At 64.9% G+C, this 19,671-nt stretch carries 18 protein-coding genes and 1 pseudogene; 6 read left to right on the top strand and 13 right to left on the bottom strand.

Annotated elements, in window-relative coordinates; genetic code table 11:
- Window positions 1-3 precede the first annotated feature (3 nt).
- The 3 genes from AAYO93_RS14120 to AAYO93_RS14110 are packed head-to-tail and all read right to left on the bottom strand — an operon-like array spanning window position 4 to window position 2,434.
- The gene (locus AAYO93_RS14120; protein WP_345761809.1) at window positions 4-1,062 is read right to left on the bottom strand and encodes a glycosyltransferase family 4 protein; all 1,059 of its coding nucleotides are present in this window, start codon (window positions 1,060-1,062) and stop codon (window positions 4-6) included.
- Window positions 1,059-1,457, bottom strand: a complete 399-nt coding sequence (locus AAYO93_RS14115) for a 6-pyruvoyl trahydropterin synthase family protein (protein WP_345761808.1) — start codon at window positions 1,455-1,457, stop codon at window positions 1,059-1,061. The genes AAYO93_RS14120 and AAYO93_RS14115 overlap by 4 nt, the downstream gene beginning before the upstream one ends.
- Complete coding sequence (locus tag AAYO93_RS14110; protein WP_345761807.1) at window positions 1,457-2,434, bottom strand: zinc-dependent alcohol dehydrogenase; 978 nt, start codon at window positions 2,432-2,434, stop codon at window positions 1,457-1,459. Before AAYO93_RS14110 ends, AAYO93_RS14115 begins: the two co-directional genes overlap by 1 nt.
- A gap of 81 nt (window positions 2,435-2,515) precedes the next feature.
- Here AAYO93_RS14110 and AAYO93_RS14105 point away from each other — a divergent pair, with 81 nt between their 5' ends.
- Entirely contained in the window at window positions 2,516-3,343 is an 828-nt protein-coding gene (locus AAYO93_RS14105) for a CDP-alcohol phosphatidyltransferase family protein (protein WP_345761806.1), read from the top strand.
- Here AAYO93_RS14105 and AAYO93_RS14100 read toward each other — a convergent pair.
- The 8 genes and pseudogenes from AAYO93_RS14100 to AAYO93_RS14065 form a co-directional block, all read right to left on the bottom strand.
- Window positions 3,338-3,601, bottom strand: a pseudogene (locus tag AAYO93_RS14100) (hypothetical protein); the annotation flags it as partial. The gene AAYO93_RS14105 and the pseudogene AAYO93_RS14100 sit on opposite strands and share 6 nt — an antisense overlap.
- Complete coding sequence (locus AAYO93_RS14095) at window positions 3,552-3,734, bottom strand: DUF1778 domain-containing protein (protein WP_345764890.1); 183 nt, start codon at window positions 3,732-3,734, stop codon at window positions 3,552-3,554. The gene AAYO93_RS14095 and the pseudogene AAYO93_RS14100, both read right to left, overlap by 50 nt.
- Window positions 3,735-3,782: 48 nt before the next feature.
- Window positions 3,783-4,403, bottom strand: a complete 621-nt coding sequence (locus AAYO93_RS14090; RefSeq protein ID WP_345761805.1) for a dihydrofolate reductase family protein — start codon at window positions 4,401-4,403, stop codon at window positions 3,783-3,785.
- Between the two features lie 96 nt (window positions 4,404-4,499).
- Window positions 4,500-5,867 (bottom strand): NAD-dependent succinate-semialdehyde dehydrogenase, encoded by a 1,368-nt coding sequence (locus AAYO93_RS14085; protein ID WP_345761804.1) that lies wholly within the window; start codon window positions 5,865-5,867, stop codon window positions 4,500-4,502.
- 43 nt (window positions 5,868-5,910) lie between these two features.
- Entirely contained in the window at window positions 5,911-7,407 is a 1,497-nt protein-coding gene (locus tag AAYO93_RS14080; RefSeq protein WP_345761803.1) for a sodium:solute symporter, read from the bottom strand.
- Between the two features lie 39 nt (window positions 7,408-7,446).
- Window positions 7,447-9,078, bottom strand: coding sequence for a thiamine pyrophosphate-binding protein (locus AAYO93_RS14075; protein ID WP_345761802.1), 1,632 nt, complete (start codon window positions 9,076-9,078; stop codon window positions 7,447-7,449).
- A complete protein-coding gene (gene speB, locus AAYO93_RS14070) occupies window positions 9,075-10,034 on the bottom strand; it encodes an agmatinase (RefSeq protein ID WP_345761801.1) in 960 nt (319 codons plus the stop codon). Before speB ends, AAYO93_RS14075 begins: the two co-directional genes overlap by 4 nt.
- 105 nt (window positions 10,035-10,139) lie before the next feature.
- Entirely contained in the window at window positions 10,140-10,718 is a 579-nt protein-coding gene (locus AAYO93_RS14065) for a helix-turn-helix domain-containing protein (RefSeq protein WP_345761800.1), read from the bottom strand.
- Window positions 10,719-10,781: 63 nt separating this feature from the next.
- On the opposite strand from AAYO93_RS14065, the gene AAYO93_RS14060 reads away from it, so the two are divergent.
- The 4 genes from AAYO93_RS14060 (at window position 10,782) to AAYO93_RS14045 (ending at window position 14,796) form a co-directional block, all read left to right on the top strand.
- Window positions 10,782-11,630, top strand: coding sequence for an amino acid ABC transporter permease (locus tag AAYO93_RS14060; RefSeq protein ID WP_345761799.1), 849 nt, complete (start codon window positions 10,782-10,784; stop codon window positions 11,628-11,630).
- The gene (locus tag AAYO93_RS14055; protein WP_345761798.1) at window positions 11,582-12,382 is read left to right on the top strand and encodes an amino acid ABC transporter ATP-binding protein; all 801 of its coding nucleotides are present in this window, start codon (window positions 11,582-11,584) and stop codon (window positions 12,380-12,382) included. The genes AAYO93_RS14060 and AAYO93_RS14055 overlap by 49 nt, the downstream gene beginning before the upstream one ends.
- A gap of 39 nt (window positions 12,383-12,421) precedes the next feature.
- Window positions 12,422-13,255: a transporter substrate-binding domain-containing protein gene (locus tag AAYO93_RS14050; RefSeq protein WP_345761797.1), complete on the top strand. Its 834-nt coding sequence runs from the start codon at window positions 12,422-12,424 to the stop codon at window positions 13,253-13,255.
- A 224-nt stretch (window positions 13,256-13,479) separates the two neighbouring features.
- A complete protein-coding gene (locus AAYO93_RS14045; RefSeq protein ID WP_345761796.1) occupies window positions 13,480-14,796 on the top strand; it encodes a S1C family serine protease in 1,317 nt (438 codons plus the stop codon).
- On the opposite strand, the gene AAYO93_RS14040 is transcribed toward AAYO93_RS14045, so the two are convergent.
- Window positions 14,793-15,560: a phosphotransferase family protein gene (locus AAYO93_RS14040; protein WP_345761795.1), complete on the bottom strand. Its 768-nt coding sequence runs from the start codon at window positions 15,558-15,560 to the stop codon at window positions 14,793-14,795. The two genes, AAYO93_RS14045 and AAYO93_RS14040, sit on opposite strands and share 4 nt — an antisense overlap.
- A 98-nt stretch (window positions 15,561-15,658) precedes the next feature.
- Window positions 15,659-17,797 (bottom strand): cell wall-binding repeat-containing protein, encoded by a 2,139-nt coding sequence (locus tag AAYO93_RS14035; protein ID WP_345761794.1) that lies wholly within the window; start codon window positions 17,795-17,797, stop codon window positions 15,659-15,661.
- Window positions 17,798-18,807: 1,010 nt separating this feature from the next.
- Here AAYO93_RS14035 and AAYO93_RS14030 point away from each other — a divergent pair.
- Window positions 18,808-19,656: a hypothetical protein gene (locus AAYO93_RS14030; protein ID WP_345761793.1), complete on the top strand. Its 849-nt coding sequence runs from the start codon at window positions 18,808-18,810 to the stop codon at window positions 19,654-19,656.
- Window positions 19,657-19,671 lie beyond the last annotated feature (15 nt).

Genomic DNA, 19,671 nt, shown 5'->3' with positions numbered 1-19,671 from the left:
GCGTCACGCATCCCTTACTCCGAACGGTGTCGGCATCGGTGGTACCGATCCCGGCAGTACGAGCTCGTCGAGCACCGTCGCGACGACAGCCGCGGTGGTGCTCCACGAGCGCAACCCTCTGCGGGTCCTCAGTGCGTCGGCCCTCAGCGCCTCGCGTCTGGCCGGGCTCGACCACCATTGACGGAGCACGACACTCAATGCCCACGGATCGTCCGGTGGGACGATGATGCCGGCCGCGCTGTCTCCGATCGCCTCGGGGAGCCCGCCCGTTCCCGTCGCCAGGACCGGGATGCCCCGCGCCAGCGCTTCGGTCACGACCATGCCGAAGCTCTCGGCCCGCGACGGCACGACGATAAGATCTGCATGGCCGTGCGCAGCAGCGAGAGCCCGCCCGGTGAGTACGCCGGTGAAGCTGATTCGATCCGTGAGGCCCGCGGATGCGATGGCGCCCCGCAGCTCGGCCACGAAATCGGGTGCGTCGGCGAGCGAGCCGACGAATGTGCAGGTCCAGCCGTCGACGGCGGCAAGGACTTCCAGCGCGCGGACGAGCAGATCCTGGCCTTTATGCGGGGCGACCACCCCGACGCAGAGCAAGCGTCCTCCGGTCGCCGAGACGGCTGCCGCAGGGGCACGATCCGTTCCGGGCTGGGCCACGACGATCCGGTGCGGTTCCGCGATGTCGCGTTCGATGAGTTCGGCGCGCGTCCAAAGGCTGGTCGCGATCACCCGCTCTGCAGTTCGGAGCGACCCTTCCTCGAAATCGGCCATGTGCGCAAGAACGAGCAGGCGGAGCCGGGTCGGATGCTCGAACAGCGCACCGGGATCGCGCGCGACGATCAGGCCGTCCAGCAGCACGAGCGCGCCGTCGGGCAGGTGGGACAAGACCTCCGACGTCTGGCCCGGTGTTCCGTCGGAGATCGGGATCATTCGTACTTCGCGGCCGCCGGCAGCCAGATGGTCGCCGAGGTGCTGGTCGTACACGTTTCCTCCGCTCACCCGGGCAGGGTCGTCGATCGCCTCGGGTACCAGGAAGAAAAGCGGAGCCGTCGGGTTGTCGTTCACAGCGACCTCGTGTAACTCGCCCAGGCGATGTGGGACTCGTGGAGGGTGACCGTGATGGTCGTCACTCGGTTGCTGTCGCCGAGAGCCCCTTCTGCAGCACGATCGGCGAGACGGTCGGCGATGACCTGGCAGAGGCGCTCCGTCGTCGTATTCATCCCGGCGAACGCGGGCTCGTCGTCCAGGTTCCGATAGGTGATCGACTCCGTGATCTCGGAAAGCGCGGTGGCGGCTCGACCGATGTCGACGACCACGCCATCCTCGTCGAGCTCATCGGCGCCGAAGGTGGCGTCGACGACGAACGTCGCGCCGTGCAGTCGCTGCGCCGGACCGAAACCCTCGCCGGTGAAACTGTGCGCGACCATCATGTGATCGCGGACCGTGACGGTAAACGGCATTACGCATCCCCCCAGTCGACTGTGTGGCAGAGATCGGTGTTCGATCCGTCAGCGAGCCTCGCCATGACCTCGGGCAGGTCGCGCCACGAGGACTCGGCCGTCAGCAGAGCATCGAAAGCGGGGTCGCGCAGGAAGCGCAGCGCGAGTGCGAGGCGATCGCCTGTCGACCTGCTCCCGCGCCGCCGGGGCGGCACGACACCCACCTGGCTCGACCGGATGGTGAGCCTGCGCGAATGGAAGTCCGACCCGAGCATCAGGGTCACCGGCCGATCCGCGTACCAGCTGGCCTCGATCACTTCACCCTCGGTCACGACGGTTGCCAGCGCCAACTGGAGTCCCGCATCCGAACCGCTCGTGTTGATGACCAGGTCACGCCCGTCCGGTGCGTCCGAGCTGAGCGCGAAGGCGACGCCGAGACGCTCGGCCACGTCACGTCGAGACGGTTCGATGTCGACCAGCACGACCTCGACTCCCGGGATGCCGTGGAGCAGCCGCGCGATGCAGCATCCGATCATCCCGGCGCCGACCACCGTCACCCTGTCCCCGACGAGCGGCGCCGCATCCCAGAGAACGTTGACCGCAGTCTCGACTGCGCCGCCGAGTACGGCACGACGGGCCGGCACCCCCTCCGGAACCGGAACGACCGCGTCGGCGGGTACGACGAACGCCGACTGGTGCGGAAAGAGTGTGAAGACGGTCCGTCCGACGAGTGATCGCGGTCCCTGTTCGACGACGCCGACATTGAGGTAGCCGTATTTGACGGGCCCCGGAAAGTCGCCTGACTGGAATGGTGCCCGCATCCGGTCCCGCTCGCCTTCCGGAACGCGGCCGGTGAAGACCGACAGCTCCGTGCCGCGGCTCACCCCGGAGTGCAGGGTTCGCACCAGCACATCACACTCCCCGGGATCCGGAAGCTGCTCTGCGCGCAGCACACCGACACCCGGTTCGTCTACCCAGAAGGCGGTTGCCTCGCGCACGTCCCCTCCTCTTCGTGAACCATTGGCACACGTTCGGCGTGTTAACAGAAATAGGTTCCGTATGACAAACACGAGACGGACATGAAAAGAGTTCAAAGCGCACCGATCGTGGCCGCAGTCGCAGGGTCGGCGGCCATCGCCCTGCTGTGGGTGTTCGAGCCCACCTGGGGCTGGCTGGCCGGGATCGGCTACCTGCTGGTCTCCGCCGCGCTGCTCATCCGGGGCCTTCAGCGCAGGCAGGCGACCCGCTTCGGCGCTGCGAATGTCGTCACGCTGGTTCGGTCGACGCTCGTCGGGATGATCACCGGCGCGGTCGTGGTGTCATTCACGGCGCAGGTCCCTGGCGCGCTGCTGATCGCCTTGACGGTGCCTGCTCTCGCGCTGGACGCAGTCGACGGGTGGGCCGCCCGCCGTACGGGAACCTCGTCCGAACTTGGTGCTCGGTTCGACATGGAGGTGGATGCGTTCCTGCTGTTGGTGCTGAGCGCCTACGTCGCGCAGACCATGGGTGGCTGGGTTCTCGCGATCGGGCTCATGCGCTACGCCTTCGTAGCGGTCGGATGGATTCTTCCCTGGTTCAACCGGAGGCTTCCCCCTCGCTACTGGCGCAAGGTGGTGACGGCCGTCCAGGGGATCGCCCTGACGGTCGCGGCGGCAGGTCTGTTACCGGGGATCGACGTCGCCCTCGTCGTGGTCGCGCTGGGGATGCTCGTCGAGTCGTTCGGACGCGATGTGGTCTGGTTGGTGCGCAGGCGCGGGGACGGACTATCGCGCGAGGGCAGCGATCGTGCCTTCGGCGTCTTTCAAGAGGAGGAACATCGGGCGTTTCGCCGCCGGAGGCATCGGCTCGAACCCGAAAGCCCGGTAGAACCGGGCAGCATCGTCGTTGAGAGCGTCGACGACAAATGAGCGGGCGCCGACTATCCGCGATGCTTCGATGCCCTTGAGCACAGCGATCTGGAGCAAGGATGCGCCCAGCCCGACGCCCGTGAACGTGATATCGACGGCAAGCCGACCGATCAAGAGGATCGGAACCGGGTCCGAGCCCTTGTCGATCGAGACGAATGTCCGTGATGCCCCGACGGATTCGTTCTTCAGAGCTCGCGAACGAAGCCATTCATTGAGCGATGGTTCGCCACAGGCCTGGCGGGCGGTCGAGGATTTCATTGAACGCATCCCACCACTTCCTCGACATCCGGAGTTCGCGTTCGAAGCGGATGACCTCCTCGGCTTCGCGCACCAGCACGGTCACGGAGAAATCGGTGACCGATCTGCCTGAAAGAGCAGCCGCCTGCTCGATCTCGGACGTCTGCTCGTTCGTGACCGGGACCGGAACGGACGTTCGAGCTCACCCGGCGTCGGAGCGCCGATACGAGCTGACCACCGCGCCCGATTGCAGGGCTCGGCTTTCCACCAGTGTGAATGCCGAGGGCGGGAATCCCTCGGAGAAGAGCTTCTTTCCTGCACCCAGGACGAGCGGATAGACGACGAGCCGATACTCGTCGATCAGGCCGTGTTCGGCCAGCGCCCTGATCAGCAGCGTGCTGCCCCAGATGCGGATCTCGCCGCCTGGCTTCGCACGCAGCTCCGCCACCGCCGCCGGCACGTCCGGGCCGAGAAGTTGCGAGTTCTTCCAGCCGAGTTCGGTCAGGGTGCGCGACGCCACGTACTTGGGGATGCGGTTGTACCGTCTGGTCAGCTCGCCCTGGAAGCCCTCTGCGTTCTCGTCCCACCTGCCCCAGGAGTCGCTGAAGATGTCGTAGGTCTTGCGGCCGAGCAGGAGCGCCTCGGTCTTGCTCTCCCACTCAGCGATGATGTCGCCACCCTCGTTGTCGACGTCGTGCTGCTCGTCGAAGCCCATCGCCCAGCCGCCCTGATCAAAGCCGCCGTCGCGGTCCTCCTCCGGTCCGCCACCGCCCTGCACGACACCGTCGAGTGAGATGAATGCCTGGACCACGATGGAGCTCATGTCGTTCCTCCCTGAGTGCTGTCGTCTTTCACGCTACTCGTGCGCGGAACGGGCACAATCCCTCGTATCCGGCCGGGTCGACTGAAAGCGACCCTCTCACCGGGCGATGCGGATGAGCTTCTTGTTGACGAACTCGTCGGCGCCGAAGCGGCCGAGCTCACGACCCGAACCGGACCGTTTCACGCCCCCAAACGGCAGTTCGGCGCCGTCTGCGAGGACGACGTTGACGAAAACCATGCCCGCTTCAAGCTGGTCGGCGACCCGCAGCGCCTGTTCACTGTCGGTCGTGTAGACATAGGAGCCGAGTCCAAATGGCGTGTCGTTGGCGATGCGCACCGCGTCGGCCTCGTGCTTCGCGCGAAACACCTGCGCGACAGGCCCGAAGAATTCCTCCTTCGAAGCCGGATTCTCCGGTGCCACATCGGTGAGCACCGTCGTCTCGAAGAACGCACCGGTGCGCCTGCCGCCACGCACCAGCGTCGCACCGTTCGCGACCGCACCCTGCACCTGGGCGTCCAGTCCCTTCGCCGCCCGCAGCGACGAAAGCGGGCCGAGCATTGAGTGCGTAGAGGTCGGGTCGGTGGCCTCCACCTCGGCGAGCTTGGCGGTGAAGGCGACCAAGAACTCGTCGTACAGTTCGTCGGCGACGATGAACCTCTTGGCTGCATTGCAAGACTGGCCGCTGTTGTCCAAACGGGCAGCCACCGCGTCCTTCACTGTCGCCTCAAGATCGTCCGTCGACAACAGGATGAACGGATCGGAGCCGCCCAGCTCCAGCACCACTTTCTTCAGATTGCGGCCGGCGATCTCGGCCACCGCCGCGCCGGCACGCTCCGAACCGGTCAGCGAAACCCCCTGCACCCGCGAGTCAGCTATCACTGTCTCGATCTGATCATGCGTAGCGTAGATGTTCACATACGCACCCTGCGGGAACCCCGCGTCCCGGAACATCCGCTCGATCGCCGCCGACGACTCCGGGCACTGCTCAGCATGCTTGAGCAGGATCGTGTTACCGATGATCAGATTCGGGCCGGCGAACCGGGCCACCTGATAGTAGGGAAAGTTCCATGGCATGATCCCCAACAGCGCACCCAAAGCCGAACGCCGCACGACCGCCGAGCCTGTACCGCCGAGCAGCGGGATGGACTCGTCCGTCAGGAATTCGGCCGAGTGGTCGGCGTAATACTCGTAGATCGCTCCCGCGAACTCCACTTCGCTAATGGCCTGGTCGATGGGCTTGCCCATCTCCTCGACGATGATGTTTGCGAGCTCGTCTTTCCGCTCCAGATGGAGCTCGCCCACGCGGCGCACCAGCGCGGCTCGCTCGTCGACGGTGGTCGTGCGGGCCCAGCGCCGGTATGCGCCGTCTGCACCAGCGATCACTGAGTCGAGGTCGGCGTCGCTGATGGAATCGAAAGTGCGCACCGTCAGACCGGTCGCAGGATTGGTCACGGCATACTGCATGAACGGAAGTCCTTTGCTTTGGCGAGTTTCGTCGGGGGCGAGATCAGGCAGCGGAATTGATGGCTACGTCGGGTTCGGCGTTTTCTGCGTCGCCCGTCGGCTCAGTCGTGCCGCGGAGCCTGGCGTCCCAGCGTTGCATAACAGCAGCAGGTGTGCGGGGCGTGAGGAGGCTGGCAATGATGTACGCGACGAGGCTGACTCCGAGTCCTACGTAGATTGGCGGGTTGGCGAGAACGTCGCCGAGCGCGATCATGGTGCCGAGTGTCGCGACGGTCCCGGTGCCCATAGCCCAGAGTGCGCCCGCACCCGTTGCGCGTCGCCAGACGAATCCGCCGAGGATCGGGACGAGCAGGCCGCCGACCAGAATGTCGTACGCAACCGTCAACGCGCCGACGACATCGTTCAGCAAGGCGGCGATACCGATTACCACCACACCGAGTACGACGACGTAGAGACGGTTCGAGCGCAGGTCATGTTCCGGGTTGTCCGACGATACTTCTGCAGGGCGCCGGCCGATGAGACGCAGGAGCAACGGGACGACATCTGCCCGTGCGACGGTAGACGCCGCAATGAGGGCGCCCGATGCTGTGGACATCATGGCGGCCACCGCCGCGGCCAGCACGACACCCGCTACGCCAACGGGGAGAATCGTCTCGGCAACCGTTGCGTAAACGTCGTTCTTGTTTGCGATATCGGGAAGGAAGGCGGCTGCCGCGGTGCCGATCAGCGCGCCCGCGATGCCGTAGAGGACGCAGTAGAGAGCTGCGGTCGTGCCACCCCATTTGGCGACGCGCGGTGTCCGCGCCGTGAAGACGCGCTGCCAGATGTCCTGCCCGATCAGCATTCCGAACGTGTAGACCACGAAGAATGTCACGATGGTGTCTACGCCGATCGCACCGAGTGCAAAGTGGGCGGAGCCGACGCGTTTCACGATGCCTTCGTACCCGCCGGCGTGGATCCACGCGAACGGCAGCATCAGGAAGAAGACTCCGATCGTCTTCAGAATGAACTGGACCATGTCGGTGATGGTGATCGACCACATGCCGCCGATAGCGGAGTACAGCATTACGATCGCGCCGCCGATGATGACCGAGAGTGTCTGGTCGGTGCCGAAGAGGACGTTGAAGATCGTCGCGTAGGCGATGGTCGAGGTCACGGAGAGCATGAGGGTGTACGCCATCATCACGATGCCGGAGGCGCTGGTGGCGTTGACCCCATAGCGCAGGTGCAGCATCTGGGCGACGGTGTACACGCGGAGCTTCTGGATGCGTCCGGCGAAAAGCAGGCTGAGCAACAGAAGGCCCACGGCGATGGCGATGACCAACCACATACCCGATATGCCGAATTTGTATCCGAGGCCTACGCCACCCACAGTGGACGCGCCGCCGAGTACGACGGCAGCCATCGTTCCGGTGTACAGAGTCGGGCCGAGCCGGCGGCCGGCGACCAAGAAGTCTGCCGAGTTCTTCGTCCGGGAGCGGCCCCAGAATCCGAAGCCGACCATCGCGGCTAGATAGATGACGACGATGGCGATGTCCATGAAAAGGCTCCTTTGCCTTGAGAGGTTACAGTCGGTGGATCAGAGATGGGTGGGGGCGAACATCCGCAGCAACGCGGGGAGGACGAGGACGACGGGACCGCGGCGCTCGAAGCTCGCTGCGACGGCCGCACCGATTGAGGCCGCGTCTACGCGTTCGGCTGGGATGCCGAACGCGTGGGCGAGATCGACGAAATCGGGGCGAGCCAGCTCGGTGGCTGCTGCCTCGCCGAACGCCTCGGTCATGTACTCACGGAGGATGCCGTAACCACCGTCATCGACGATCAGCCAGGTGACGTCGGCATCGTGCTGACGCGCGGCAGCCAGCTCGGCGATCGAGTAGAGCGCGCCGCCGTCGCCGCTGACGGCGAGGGTACGCCGGCCGGATCCGACGGCCGCGGCGACGGCGGCCGGAAACGCGAATCCGAGCCCGCCGGATCCTTGCGCGGAGTGGAATTCGCCGTGTTGCGGGTCCCACACCGACCAGGCCCAGTAGGCAGCGATCGTCATGTCCCAGAAGGTGTGGGCGTCGGACGGCACAGCGGAACGGAGATCGGCCAGCAGCGTCCGCTCGACCTCCCTGTCCTGGCCCGCGAGGCGAGCCTCGACGTCTGTGCGTAGTTCCGCAGCGATGCGAGCGCCCGCCTGCTCGACCGTTCGCGCCGGGTCGTGGGCGCTCAGTACATCCGCGATCGCGTCGAGTGCCACTGCGGCATCGGCAGGGATTCCGAGGCTGGGATAGTTGGAGCCGAGCACTCGTGGTTCCGCGTCCACCTGGATGAGGCGGCCGCGCGGCGCGAACGTGAAGTAGTTGCTGGTCACCTCGCCGATCGCTGTGCCAACGGCGAGCAGCACGTCCGCCCGCTCGAGCAGTTCGGTGGTCTGCCGGTCCTCGATCCAGGATGCGGCTGAGAGCGGGTGGGCGAAATCGATGGCACCCTTGCCGCCGACCGTCGCGACCACGGGAGCGTCCAGCGTCTCGGCGAGCCTGCGCAATGCTTCACTTCCGCCCGGGGAGCGGCGGACCCCACCGCCTGCGAGGATGACGGGGCGACGGGCAGAGGAGAGCAGTTCGGCCGCCTCCGCCACCAGTTCCGCGCGCGGCCCGCGGGATGACATGACCGCTGTAGGTGCGGTGAGGACTCTCGGCACGCCGGCCGGACCGAGCAGAACATCCTCCGGAACCTCGACCCAGGTCGGCCCCGACGGAGCGGACTGCGCGAGCGCCCATGCATCGGCCAAGGCGGCCGGCAGCTGGGCAGCGTCCCGGACAAGAGCCGTCGACTTGGTGACGTTCCGTGCGCTGGCCTGCTGGTCGTCGAGCTGATGCAACAGGCCGTTGCGTGTGCCGCCGAGCCCGCGTCGTGGAACCTGACTCGCCACGACGACGAGCGGAACCCCGGTGGCGTACGCCTCCTGCAGCGCCCCGAGCGAGGTCAGCGCGCCTGGGCCTGTCGAGAGGAATAGCACGCCTACCTCGCCTGTGACCCTCGAGTAGCCGTCTGCGCCGAACGCGGAGTTGTTCTCCACCCTGGAGCTGACGAAGGTCAGGGGGCTGCGACGAAGAGCGTCGAACAGTCCGAGCGCGTGCTGCCCAGGGATCCCGAAGACGTGTCGCGCGCCCAGTGCGGTAAGGGTCTCGATGACGACGTCGCCACCCGTGCGGGCGGTCACGACGCGGCCGACTTGTGGTTCAGGGCGAGCAGGGAAACGAGGTCGTAGGCGAGGTGGGAGGCCGCAACGCCGGTGATGTCGGCGTGATCGTATGCCGGGGCGACCTCGACCACGTCGGCGCCGATCAGGTTGAGGCCTGCGAATCCACGCAGGATCTCCAGTAGTTCGCGACTGGTCATCCCTCCCGCCTCCGGCGTGCCCGTGCCGGGCGCATGCGCCGGGTCCATCACGTCCACATCGATCGAGATGTACAGGGGCCGGTCGCCGATGCGGTCGCGCAGTCTGGCGACGACCTCGTCCGCGCCCTGCCTGTAGACGTCCGCGCTCGTGATGATCCCGAAGCCGAAACGGCGGTCGTCCTCGAGATCCTTCTTGCCGTAGAGCGGGCCACGGGTGCCGACATGACTCAGCGCCTCGGTGTCGATGATTCCCTCTTCGAACGCCCGGCGGAACGGGGTGCCGTGGGTGTATTCGGCGCCGAAGTACGTGTCCCAGGTGTCCAGGTGTGCGTCGAAATGGAGGAGGGCGACGGGGCCGTGCCGCTCGGCAGCGGCCCGCAGCAGCGGGAGCGAGATGGTGTGGTCCCCGCCGAGGGTGACCAGGCGTGTCCCGTCGGAGGTGAGGTCGTAGGCGGCGGCCTGGATGGTCTCGATAGCCTCCCGGATGTCGAACGGGTTCACCGCAACATCTCCGGCGTCGGCGACTTGCGCCACCTCGAAGGGGGAGACGTCGAGGGCCGGATGGTAGGGCCGGAGCAGACGAGACGCCTCGCGGATGTGGGTCGGCCCGAAACGTGCGCCCGACCGGTACGAAACGCCGGAGTCGAACGGGACGCCGGCGACGACGATGTCCGCGTGCCCCACTTGATCGAGGCGGGGCAGCCTCGCAAATCCGGCGGGCCCCGCGTATCGCGGGATCCGGGACGAGTCGATCGGGCCGACGGACGACGCCATCATTGGCCTCCTTGCGTAAAAGTTGCTCAGTGAAAAACTTTAGTTTCGCGCAAGGCTATACGCCGTCTGATCATGTCGCAACCCGCCCGACAGGTTCGCAGGCGGCTGTCAGGCGCTCCAGAGTGCTGGGACGAGCACCCAGATCACCTCGGCGCCAGCCTCGCTGAGCACTCGCCAGGTGTGCGGCTCGTGACCGCTGAAAGTCAGTGTGTCTCCTGCGCCGAGTTGCCATTCCTCACCGGAGAAGCGCACCTCGACATGGCCGCGGAGCACATGGAGCACGTCCACATCCGCCGCGACGGCGTAGAGCTCGTCGCCACCGTGGCCGCCGCTCTCGATCACAGAGCGAATCACCTGCACCTTCCCCTCGGACCGCGGCGACAGCAGCCGCTCCTCGGTCTCCACGCCGCCCAGGTTGATCCGCGCGCCGGTGCCTGCGCGGACGAGCTGTACATCGGGCTCCTCGAACAGCGAGCCGACGGGGATCGAAAGAACGTCACACAACGTGATCAGCGACGACACGCTGAGCGACGTCACGTCTCGCTCCACACGCGAGAGGAATCCCTTGGTCAGGCCGGTGACCCTCGCCACCTCGTCGATCGTCAGCTGTTGCGCTTTGCGCGCGGCGCGGAGCCTCGGGCCGATGTTCACATGGCGGTCGGCTGGGTCAAGCGGCATCGGACGCATGCTTCAACGGTAGCGGCTAATACGGAGCGCACAGATGCTCGCCTGGTATCAGGATCTTTCGGCTTGACCGCGCGGGCAACCGCACCTATGCTGTCCACCACGCAACAAATGATTCATCTGAAGAAACTTCCTTCGAGATGTACTTGTCATTCGATGTCGCGTAATAACCACGTTTCAATGAAGATTCGGAGTGGGATTATGGGTTTCGACCCGAATGTTTTCTGGTCGGCGCTGTTCTCGGCCGATTATCTGACCGGCGCCTGGGTCGCCCTGAGTCTCGCGATCTGTTCGATGGCGGGTGCCACTGTGCTCGGCTTCCTGATCGCCCTCGCGCGCCAATCGAAGAATCGGCTGGCGCAGGCTTTCGGAATGCTGTACGTGTGGTTCTTCCGCGCCATACCTACCCTGCTGATCTTTCTCGTCGTCTGGAACGCGGCGCCCCAGCTCTGGCCCGCATTCCGGGAGAGCTGGTTCAACCCGTTCCTCGCCTGCTTCATCGGCATGACGATCGTCGAAGCCGCATACATGGCTGAGATTCTCCGGTCTGCCATGCAAGCCGTCGAAGAAGGCCAGCCCCTCGCGGCTCGAGCACTCGGGATAACGCCGGCACGGACCCTGTTCCGGGTGGTGATGCCTCAAGCGATTCGCACCGCGATCCCTCCCACGAGCAACGAATTCATCGCGGTCCTGAAATACACGTCGCTCGCCAGCGTCATCTCCTTGAAAGAGCTGATGACCATTGCCGGGATCTTCGTGTCGCGGACCTTCCGCTACGCCGAGTTCTACTCGGCCGCAGCTGTCTATTACCTGGTCATTGTGAGTCTTCTCATGGCCGCTCAGTGGATGTTCGAAAGGCGATTCCAATGGACCTCGACGAAGAAGTCGTTTCTGCCCCGCAGGGTTTACGCGTGAACGGGCCGGTGCTCGAGGCTGTCAACCTCCACAAGCGCTACGGAGGCCTGGAGGTGCTCGGCGGTGTCAGCTTCAGTGTCGAGGCAGGGCAGGTCAAAGTCATCCTGGGGGCCTCCGGCTCCGGAAAGTCAACGATCCTTCGGCTGATGAACGTCCTGGAGCCTGCCGACAGCGGCACGATCCTGCTGGACGGACGGGTTCTCGGGGTCGACGCTCGCGGAAGGCGCCTTCCGGAGCGCAAGCTCGCAAAAGAGCGCCGCGAGATCGGGATGGTCTTCCAGCGATTCAATCTGTTCAACCATCTGACAGCCGTCGACAATGTCGCAAGCGGGCTGACCCTCGCACTTCACATGTCGCGACACGACGCGCGAGAGAAGGCGATGGCCATGCTTGAACGCGTCGGACTGGCGGGACGGTCCGCACAATATCCCAGCGAGCTGTCCGGCGGGCAGCAACAGCGCGTCGCGATCGCGCGAGCGCTCGTGATGGAACCACGCGTCATGCTCTTCGACGAACCGACGTCGGCGCTCGATCCAGAGCTCGTGGGTGAGGTCCTGGCCGTCATGGAGACCCTCGCCGCCGAAGGGATGACCATGGTCGTCGTCACCCACGAGACCAGGTTCGCCCGGCGCGTGGCCGACGAAGTCGCCCTGTTCCATGCCGGACGGATCGTGGAAGTCGCCGCACCCGACCGATTCTTCGACGCGCCCGAAACCGACGAGGCGCGACGGTATCTCAGCCACGTCTCCTGACCCGAACACCCAACCACATCACACCCCCTTGGAGTACTCATGAAAAGATTCATCCGCACCTCGACAGCCGCAACCGCGCTCGCGCTTCTGGCTATCACGTCTCTCGCCGGCTGCAGCTCCACGCCGACCAGCGGCGCATCCGGAACCGGGGGAGTCGTCTCTGCTGGCAAGCTCACCGTTTGCATGAACGCCGCCTACGCGCCGATGGAGTATTACGAAGGCACCGACACCAGCAATCCGGTCGGATTCGACGTGGACCTCGCGAAGGCTGCAGCGAAGCAGCTCCACCTCGAGTTCGTTCCCGTCGAGGTGAGCCTGAAGGGGATCATCCCCGCCCTCAACGCGGGAAGATGCGACGTCGCTTGGTCGTCGCTCTATGTCACAGCCGAGCGAAGTGCGGCCGCGAGCCCGGTGCCGTACCTCAAGACCGGCTACGCCCTGCTCGTTCACAAGAACGACAACTCCATCCACGTGCTCACCGACCTCGCAGGCAAGACCCTGGCGTATCAGACGGGCTCCGCTGACGAGCCCAAGCTCGCCGACCTCCAGAAGCAGCTCGCTGCTGCCCACCTCAAGCCGGTACAGCCGCTCGGCACCGATGCGGGTGTGGACGTGGTCCAGAACGTCCTCAACGGCAAGGCGGATGCTGCGTTCCAGACGGACGTCTCCACTGCGGATGTCATCAAGACCACCGGCGACAAGCTCAAGGCCGTCCCTAACGCGTACCCGGCCGACAACAGCATCGGCGCGTACACGAACAAGGGTGCGCCCATCAACAAGAGACTCATCGACGCGCTCAAGGCAGTGCGGGACGCCGGCATCAGTGCGAAGCTCGCTGTCAAATGGGGACTCGACGCGAAACACCTGATCTAAAGGTCCTGAACTTCTCGTCTGACGATGACTGGCTGGGCCGATCCCTGAGGGGACCGGCCCGGCCAGTGTTGTGTCGAGATCGGTTGAAACAGCACGTCGGGGGTGACGAGTTCACAGCAGACTCTGGGGTTCTCACGGCGCGAGCATAAGTAGCCCATGACAACTTCTCAATTTCGTGGGGTGTGCTCTGGACATCAAGTAGGAAGCTGAGAGGACGAAGAGCCATGGATACCGTAGACGGGGCTTTCGCACGTACTGGAATCGATCAGAGGGATGAGGCGCTGGCCGAAGCGCGTGCGAGTGTCCGGCGCGGTCGGCGTCGGCGGGTGGTCGTGCTGTCGATCGGCGTCGCAGCAACGGTGGTCGTCGGCTCCACGGTCGGATTGGCCGCGAAGGGTTCCGCGTCCATCCGAGCGGCCGCGGCGTCGACCTCGAGTGTCTCAGCCAACATCCACACCGCTCTCGGGCAATACGGCTACGGCTACGGCGGCTCAGGATCCTCGTACGGCAACGGTTACAGCAACGGCTACGGATACGACTACGGCAACGGCGGCGCCGGCTCCTCCACCGATTCGACCTCAACCGGCCTCGCAAGCGCCACGGCCGCGCAGCAGGTCGGGGTCGTCGACATCACCTCGGAACTCACCTACGACCAGGCGGAGAGCATGGGCACCGGACTCGTACTCACCTCCAATGGCGAGATCCTCACGAACAACCACGTGGTCGAGGGGGCGACCAGCATCAGCGTCACGGTCGTCTCGACCGGCGCTCAATACACGGCCACCGTGGTGGGCACCGATGCCACCGACGACATCGCTGTCCTTCAACTCAGCAGTGCCTCCGGCCTCAGCACGGCCCACCTCGACATGTCGGCGGATGCGGCTGTCGGCGACGCGGTAACGGGTGTCGGCAATGCCGGGGGTGCGGGCGGCACGCCCTCCGCTTCCCCAGGAACTGTGACGGCACTCGATCAGACCATCACGACGCAGGGGGAGCAGAGTGCTGTCTCGGAGACGCTGCACGGTCTCATCGAGACCGACGCCGACATCCAGGCCGGCGACTCCGGCGGTCCCCTCTTCAACTCCTCTGATGAGGTGATCGGTATCGACACCGCGGCAGAGGATGGTGGATCGACACCAGCCGGCTACGCGATCCCGATCGAGAACGCGCTGACCATCGCCGGAGAGATCACGGCAGGCGACGCCTCGTCCACCGTGACGATCGGCTATCCGGCCTTCCTGGGCGTGCAGATCGGTTCGTCGGGCGATCCCACCGCACCCGGATACGACGGCGGTGCAGTATCCGCGACCGGCGGCGCGCCCATCGCCGGTGTCATCGATGGCGGCCCGGCCGCGACGGCAGGACTGGCCGCCGGCGATACGATCACTGCGGTGAACGGCAGCACGATCTCCTCGGCCCAGGACCTCACGGACGCGCTCAGCGCTCTCAAGCCGGGGGATCGCGTCAGCATCAGCTGGACGGACTCGTCGGGCGCTTCCCAGGCAGCCGCAGTCACCCTCGCGCGCGGCCCGGTCACTTAGGGCGCGTCGCTGTCCGTGATTCCTCGTCCCGTCATCTGGGCTGTGAGAACATCGATCTCACAGCCCGGTAGGGACGGGTCGAAACCGTGCTCGATCAGCCACCGAATATTCAGAAGGCTGCGCAGCGACCACCATGCGCCGATGACCGTGCGATCCGTTCCTGCGCCGTAGCCTGCGATCACGTCGTCGAGGTGTTCCGGATGACCCATGGTCAACGTGGCCAGGTCGAACATGGGGTCCCCGGGTCCCCCTTCGGACCAGTCGATCACACCGGTGACGACGTCACCGTCGACGAACACATGATCGACCTGAAGGTCTCCGTGGGCGAAGACCGGGGTGAAGTGCCGGAACGCCGTCTGCGCATTGTCACGGTTGTACGCCACCACCGCGGGCGGCACGACCCCGTTCCTGAGGAGCCAGTCGCACTCGCTGTCCAGACGATGGTAATCATCGCGTGCTTTCGCCGCCCAGGGCGGAAGGGGAGCATCGTGAAGCACCCTTACAGCGGCACCGGTCGCCACCCATGCCTCCCGAGACGCCGCAGAGCGCTCCCCGAGTCGGCCCAGCGCAACACCCGGTAGCGCGGCCAGCGCGATCACGGGCGGGTTATGCCACAAGACCTCCGGTGTCGGCAGAGGCGCCAAGGCCATGGCGTCGACTTCACGATCTGTATTCGCCTGATCAGCATCGATCTTGAGGAACACGTCACCCACACGCAGAGTCGCCCGTTCCTGATGCGCGACGACGACGCGAACCTCATCCACGTCGACATCTTCCCACTACCGCGGCGTCCGGAACGGGTGGTGATGGGGCTGGGATCCCAATGATCTACTGCGTGGGCCCGGTGGAGCTCGAATCCAGTTCAGCAGCTCGCGAGGTTGTCGACGTTGGCGGAAAGGGCCCCGATGCCTCCAATGATCGTGACAGCCGACGCAGTGAGATCAATGATGTCGCCAATTGTCCTGGAGGGTACACAACTGGTCCCTGAAATGAAGAGGGGGGACTTCGTGGCCGCAGCCCAGGCCGATGCACCGAGAGCATCGGGGAAATTCAGGCCATTGGCGATCATCGCGCGGTCGACAGGGGAGCCAGAGAAGGCGGCCTCGTTGATGGCTGCTGCTGTGCTGAAGCGGTCGGCGCCCGCGGCGCGAGTCGTGGGCGCTATGGCGCTGAGGTGGGTCGCGAATCCGGCAGACACGGAGCCCGTCCCTCCGGCGATAGTGAGGTGCTTGACTCCAAGACTTGTGAGCAGGTCGGCGGTAGCCGTGTCGACGGTCGTTGCCGAGCCGTTCACGAGCAGAAGTGGTTGCCCGTGAGCTCCTGCGGCAGCCCCCGCAGAAAGGGCATCGGGAAAGTTCGATCCCGTCGCCACATAGGCTGCCGAAGCGCCGTTGGGGAAGAATTCCCGGACGATCGCGCGGGAGGTTCCGTAGCGGTCGGACGCGAACACGCGAGTCGTCGGAGCGATGGCGCGTAGCTGTGTCAGAACGGAGTCCGATATGGCACCCGGGCCGCCGACGACGACGATCTTCGCGGGAGCGAGACTCGTGATCTCGTCAGCGACGACCGCCGGCAGCGACCCGGGGCTGGTCAACAGGAGTGGTCCGCCCATCGCTGCCGCAGCAGGGCCGGCCGACAATGCATCTGGATAGTTGATACCAGATGCGACGAAGACGATAGGCGCGGTCTGAGGATAGTTCTGCCGAGCGATCGCAACGGACGTTCCGAATCGGTCCGTTCCGGAGACTCGTGAGGTCGATATCGGCTGCAACTCGTCAAGGGTGCGTGCCATGTAATCGAGTGTCCACGCATGGCCTTCGGTATCGAAGGCGACTCCGCCCGCGAAGATGCCGTTGTCGACCAGCTTCTGAATCACGCCGTCCGACGAGATGGTCGCCGTGAAACTGGGCGCTGTGGTGAAACTCCTTCCGTCGTCCTGACTCTGGAACCACAAGGTTCCGTCCGGCGACATTGTGAGAGTGAGTGCGATCGTATCGATCGATACGCGGTATCGGGTGATGGCCCCAGCGCTGCTGATCCGTACGACATCGTCGAGCTGCGTAAGACCCTGCGCCGGGTTCGGCAGAGCGTCAGACAGCCACAGATCACCGCCGGGTCCAAGCACCATGTTGCCGGACAGGCCCCCGACATCGAAAGAGGTGAACTGTCCCGACGAAGTCACCTTGGCGACTTTCCCGAGAGTGGCCCATTCGAACCAGATATTGCCGTCCGAACCCTGGACCAGATTCGATGCAATATAGCTACTGCCGGGCGGCTCAAACTCACTCACAACATGCGAAGGGGTGATCTCTCCCACGCCACCTCCGTCGGCGAACCATACCGAACCGTCCACGGCGACGATCATGCTGTGCCCCGCTTCGGAGATTGCAGCGGTTCCGGCAACGGCGGAGACCTGGGATGGTGAGATCCATCCGAGCGTGGTGTCGGCACCGAACCAGAGAGTGCCATCAGAAGAAAAGGTGGATTCGGTGATCTGAGGTGTGCTGAAAGCGGTCATCCCACCGCTCGCGCTGATTCGGAGAACCCCGCCTTGGGCTCCGATAAACCACATGGTGCCGTCCGGGCCGGCAGAAATGCCGCCGGATAGGCTGACCGCATAATCTGTCCTCTGGCCAGTAGAGGTGATTCTCGTCACGAAACGCGCGCCAGACGTCTGGTCATCATTCGTGTACCACGCGTTGCCCTGCGGGTCGAGCGCAAAACCCCAGTTGTATCGACCGGCGGGGTCACGGAAATACGTCACAACCCCGTCGTGCGCCATACTGATGCCTCGCTCTTCGAGGTTCCAGACGTTTCCGTGAGCATCGGCCAACGTCTCGACCGTTACCGGCGCATCGGGGAGCGTCAGTCGGCGAATAGCCGTTGCAGGAGTGGACGGGCTAACCGCTTGCGCGGGCGCGGCGGCCGTAACGCCCGCCAATGCAGCGACCGTAGCCAGGATGACCCCACCCACGATTCGCCTCAATGCGTCATTCCTCACGAGCCCTGCTCCTTCCTGTGAGACGGCGATGCTTCACCGACTCATGCGGAGGGCGCGCCACAGCCCGTTGAACGACCGCGAGCGATTGAGTATAAGGGGAAATTCGATCCTCAACTGACCCGGCCCGCTGCCACGTCTGCTTCGCCCGCGCATCCGCGGCTTGCCGCCGTCACGCAATGGAGTCGGAGCCAGTTGACCCTCAGCTTTGGTTGTCGCAGCGTCACCGTCGACCACTCATGTCGTATCTTCGAAAATGAGCGATCCAGCAACTTGCCAAGCGGATCAAGAAGAGTGAAAGTCACAACGGCGAAATTGCTGAGCCGGATAAACCATGAACTCGCCTGAGCGAGAAGACCTTCTGCGCGATGAAGCAATTTCGCCGATCGATGCTTGGCGTTGGGCAAGAGACGGCGACGATGAGGACCGCCGCGTGCTTGCTTTCAATCCGGCCCTTCCCGTGGATCTCGCGCTGTATCTTGCCAGGTCAACCGACCCGGAGGTGCACATTGCGCTCTTGATCAACCGAAACACGTCGACCGAAGTTCTGAGTCTTGTGGCGAGCGCGGGACTAGTCGACCCGGTCGAGGTCGGGTCACATTGGAATGCACCGCTTGAGCTGAAACTCCTCGCTCGATTGGACAGGACGCCTAGTCGATCCCTGGAGCAGTTCGTCGTCGCTGTACGAGCGACAGATGAAGAATTGAGCTGCTTGACAGGGCCCTGGTATCAGCGGGGAATCGCAGGCGCACGCTTGGCGAGGTATGGCGAAAGATCCGACCCGTCGCCGTGACATAGAGGCGCCCTTGGCGCATCGCCCGATCCTCCAAGGAGGGCTTTGTGCTCGAGAACGGCGTCTGGTTCGACTTCTGCTCACACAGGTGGGCCGATGGACTAGAAGTCTGGGGAACGCCAACGGAGACAGCCCGTCGGCGGGCTCGTAAGACCCGACCTTGGCTCAGTAGTGGTAACGGGCGCAGTGGTCCCGATGCCACAGATGGCATGATCGTCGGATGGACTGGTTCGTCGATCCGCAGCGCGGGCGTTGGTTGCAGGAGCGCATCCCCGGGTTGGGCATGATGGTGCCCTCGGGGATGGCCGCATACGCTCGCATCCTGAATCCTGTGGACGCGTTTCGTCTCGACGACGATCAGGAGGCCACCTGGCGCTGGGCCGATGTGGCGGCGCGAAACAACGTGACATTGGATTCCGCGAGCGAGTGGCTCGACATCACCTTGGACGACACTGCAAATGCCTGGCCCGACGGCTGGCAAGTCCGCTGGCCCGACGAAGGACGAATCGATCCGGCCCTGCTCGCGTCGTTCGTGCCGGCACTGAGGGCGCACACAACCCGGCCGGACGATATCACCCTCGCAGTCTGGGAAGGGTGGGGGTTCGGGGCTTCGAGCGTCAGTGTGTATGTCGCGTTCGACGGCGAGAAAAACCCCGCCTCTGAGCCGGTCACGGACCCACGCGAGCCGAGGCACCAAGCGATTGATCCACGCCTTGTCGCCATGGCAGAATTCGACGGCGGCGCATACAAGCGTGCCAGGCGCGGCGAGGTTCGAGAATTCGGCGAGCCACGATTCGACTTGCCCCACAGGAGGTACGCCCTCGGGGCGACGAACCTTGACGAGTTGGCTCGACCCGACTGGCCGCGGCGTGCAGGCCTCGGATGGGCCCCTGACGACGAGACGGGAATCATGCCGCAGCTGATCTGGCCCGCGGATGAGACCTGGTGCCTTTCAATCGAAGTCGATGCGCCATACACGGTAGTTGCCGGTCCGCGTGAGCTCGTGCGAGAGCTCCTCACCCTGGACGGTATCGAGGGCCACGCAATACGCGAGCCTCGCTACACATGATCCCGTGCACATTGC

It is taken from the genome of Diaminobutyricibacter sp. McL0608 (assembly GCF_039613825.1).
Classification (GTDB): Bacteria; Actinomycetota; Actinomycetes; order Actinomycetales; family Microbacteriaceae; genus Diaminobutyricibacter.
The sequence above is the reverse complement of the archived record's forward strand: the minus strand, read 5'-3'. Positions and strand labels throughout refer to the sequence as shown.

What these genes read in the sequence shown, in the direction of transcription:
- AAYO93_RS14045 (WP_345761796.1), top strand. Translation starts at nt 13,480, where the DNA reads ATGGATACCGTAGACGGGGCTTTCGCACGTACTGGAATCGATCAGAGG.
- AAYO93_RS14085 (WP_345761804.1), bottom strand. Translation starts at nt 5,867, where the DNA reads ATGCAGTATGCCGTGACCAATCCTGCGACCGGTCTGACGGTGCGCACT.
- AAYO93_RS14080 (WP_345761803.1), bottom strand. Translation starts at nt 7,407, where the DNA reads ATGGACATCGCCATCGTCGTCATCTATCTAGCCGCGATGGTCGGCTTC.
- AAYO93_RS14105 (WP_345761806.1), top strand. Translation starts at nt 2,516, where the DNA reads ATGAAAAGAGTTCAAAGCGCACCGATCGTGGCCGCAGTCGCAGGGTCG.
- AAYO93_RS14115 (WP_345761808.1), bottom strand. Translation starts at nt 1,457, where the DNA reads ATGCCGTTTACCGTCACGGTCCGCGATCACATGATGGTCGCGCACAGT.
- AAYO93_RS14050 (WP_345761797.1), top strand. Translation starts at nt 12,422, where the DNA reads ATGAAAAGATTCATCCGCACCTCGACAGCCGCAACCGCGCTCGCGCTT.
- AAYO93_RS14030 (WP_345761793.1), top strand. Translation starts at nt 18,808, where the DNA reads ATGGACTGGTTCGTCGATCCGCAGCGCGGGCGTTGGTTGCAGGAGCGC.
- AAYO93_RS14090 (WP_345761805.1), bottom strand. Translation starts at nt 4,403, where the DNA reads ATGAGCTCCATCGTGGTCCAGGCATTCATCTCACTCGACGGTGTCGTG.
- AAYO93_RS14065 (WP_345761800.1), bottom strand. Translation starts at nt 10,718, where the DNA reads ATGCGTCCGATGCCGCTTGACCCAGCCGACCGCCATGTGAACATCGGC.
- speB (WP_345761801.1), bottom strand. Translation starts at nt 10,034, where the DNA reads ATGATGGCGTCGTCCGTCGGCCCGATCGACTCGTCCCGGATCCCGCGA.
- AAYO93_RS14055 (WP_345761798.1), top strand. Translation starts at nt 11,582, where the DNA reads ATGGACCTCGACGAAGAAGTCGTTTCTGCCCCGCAGGGTTTACGCGTG.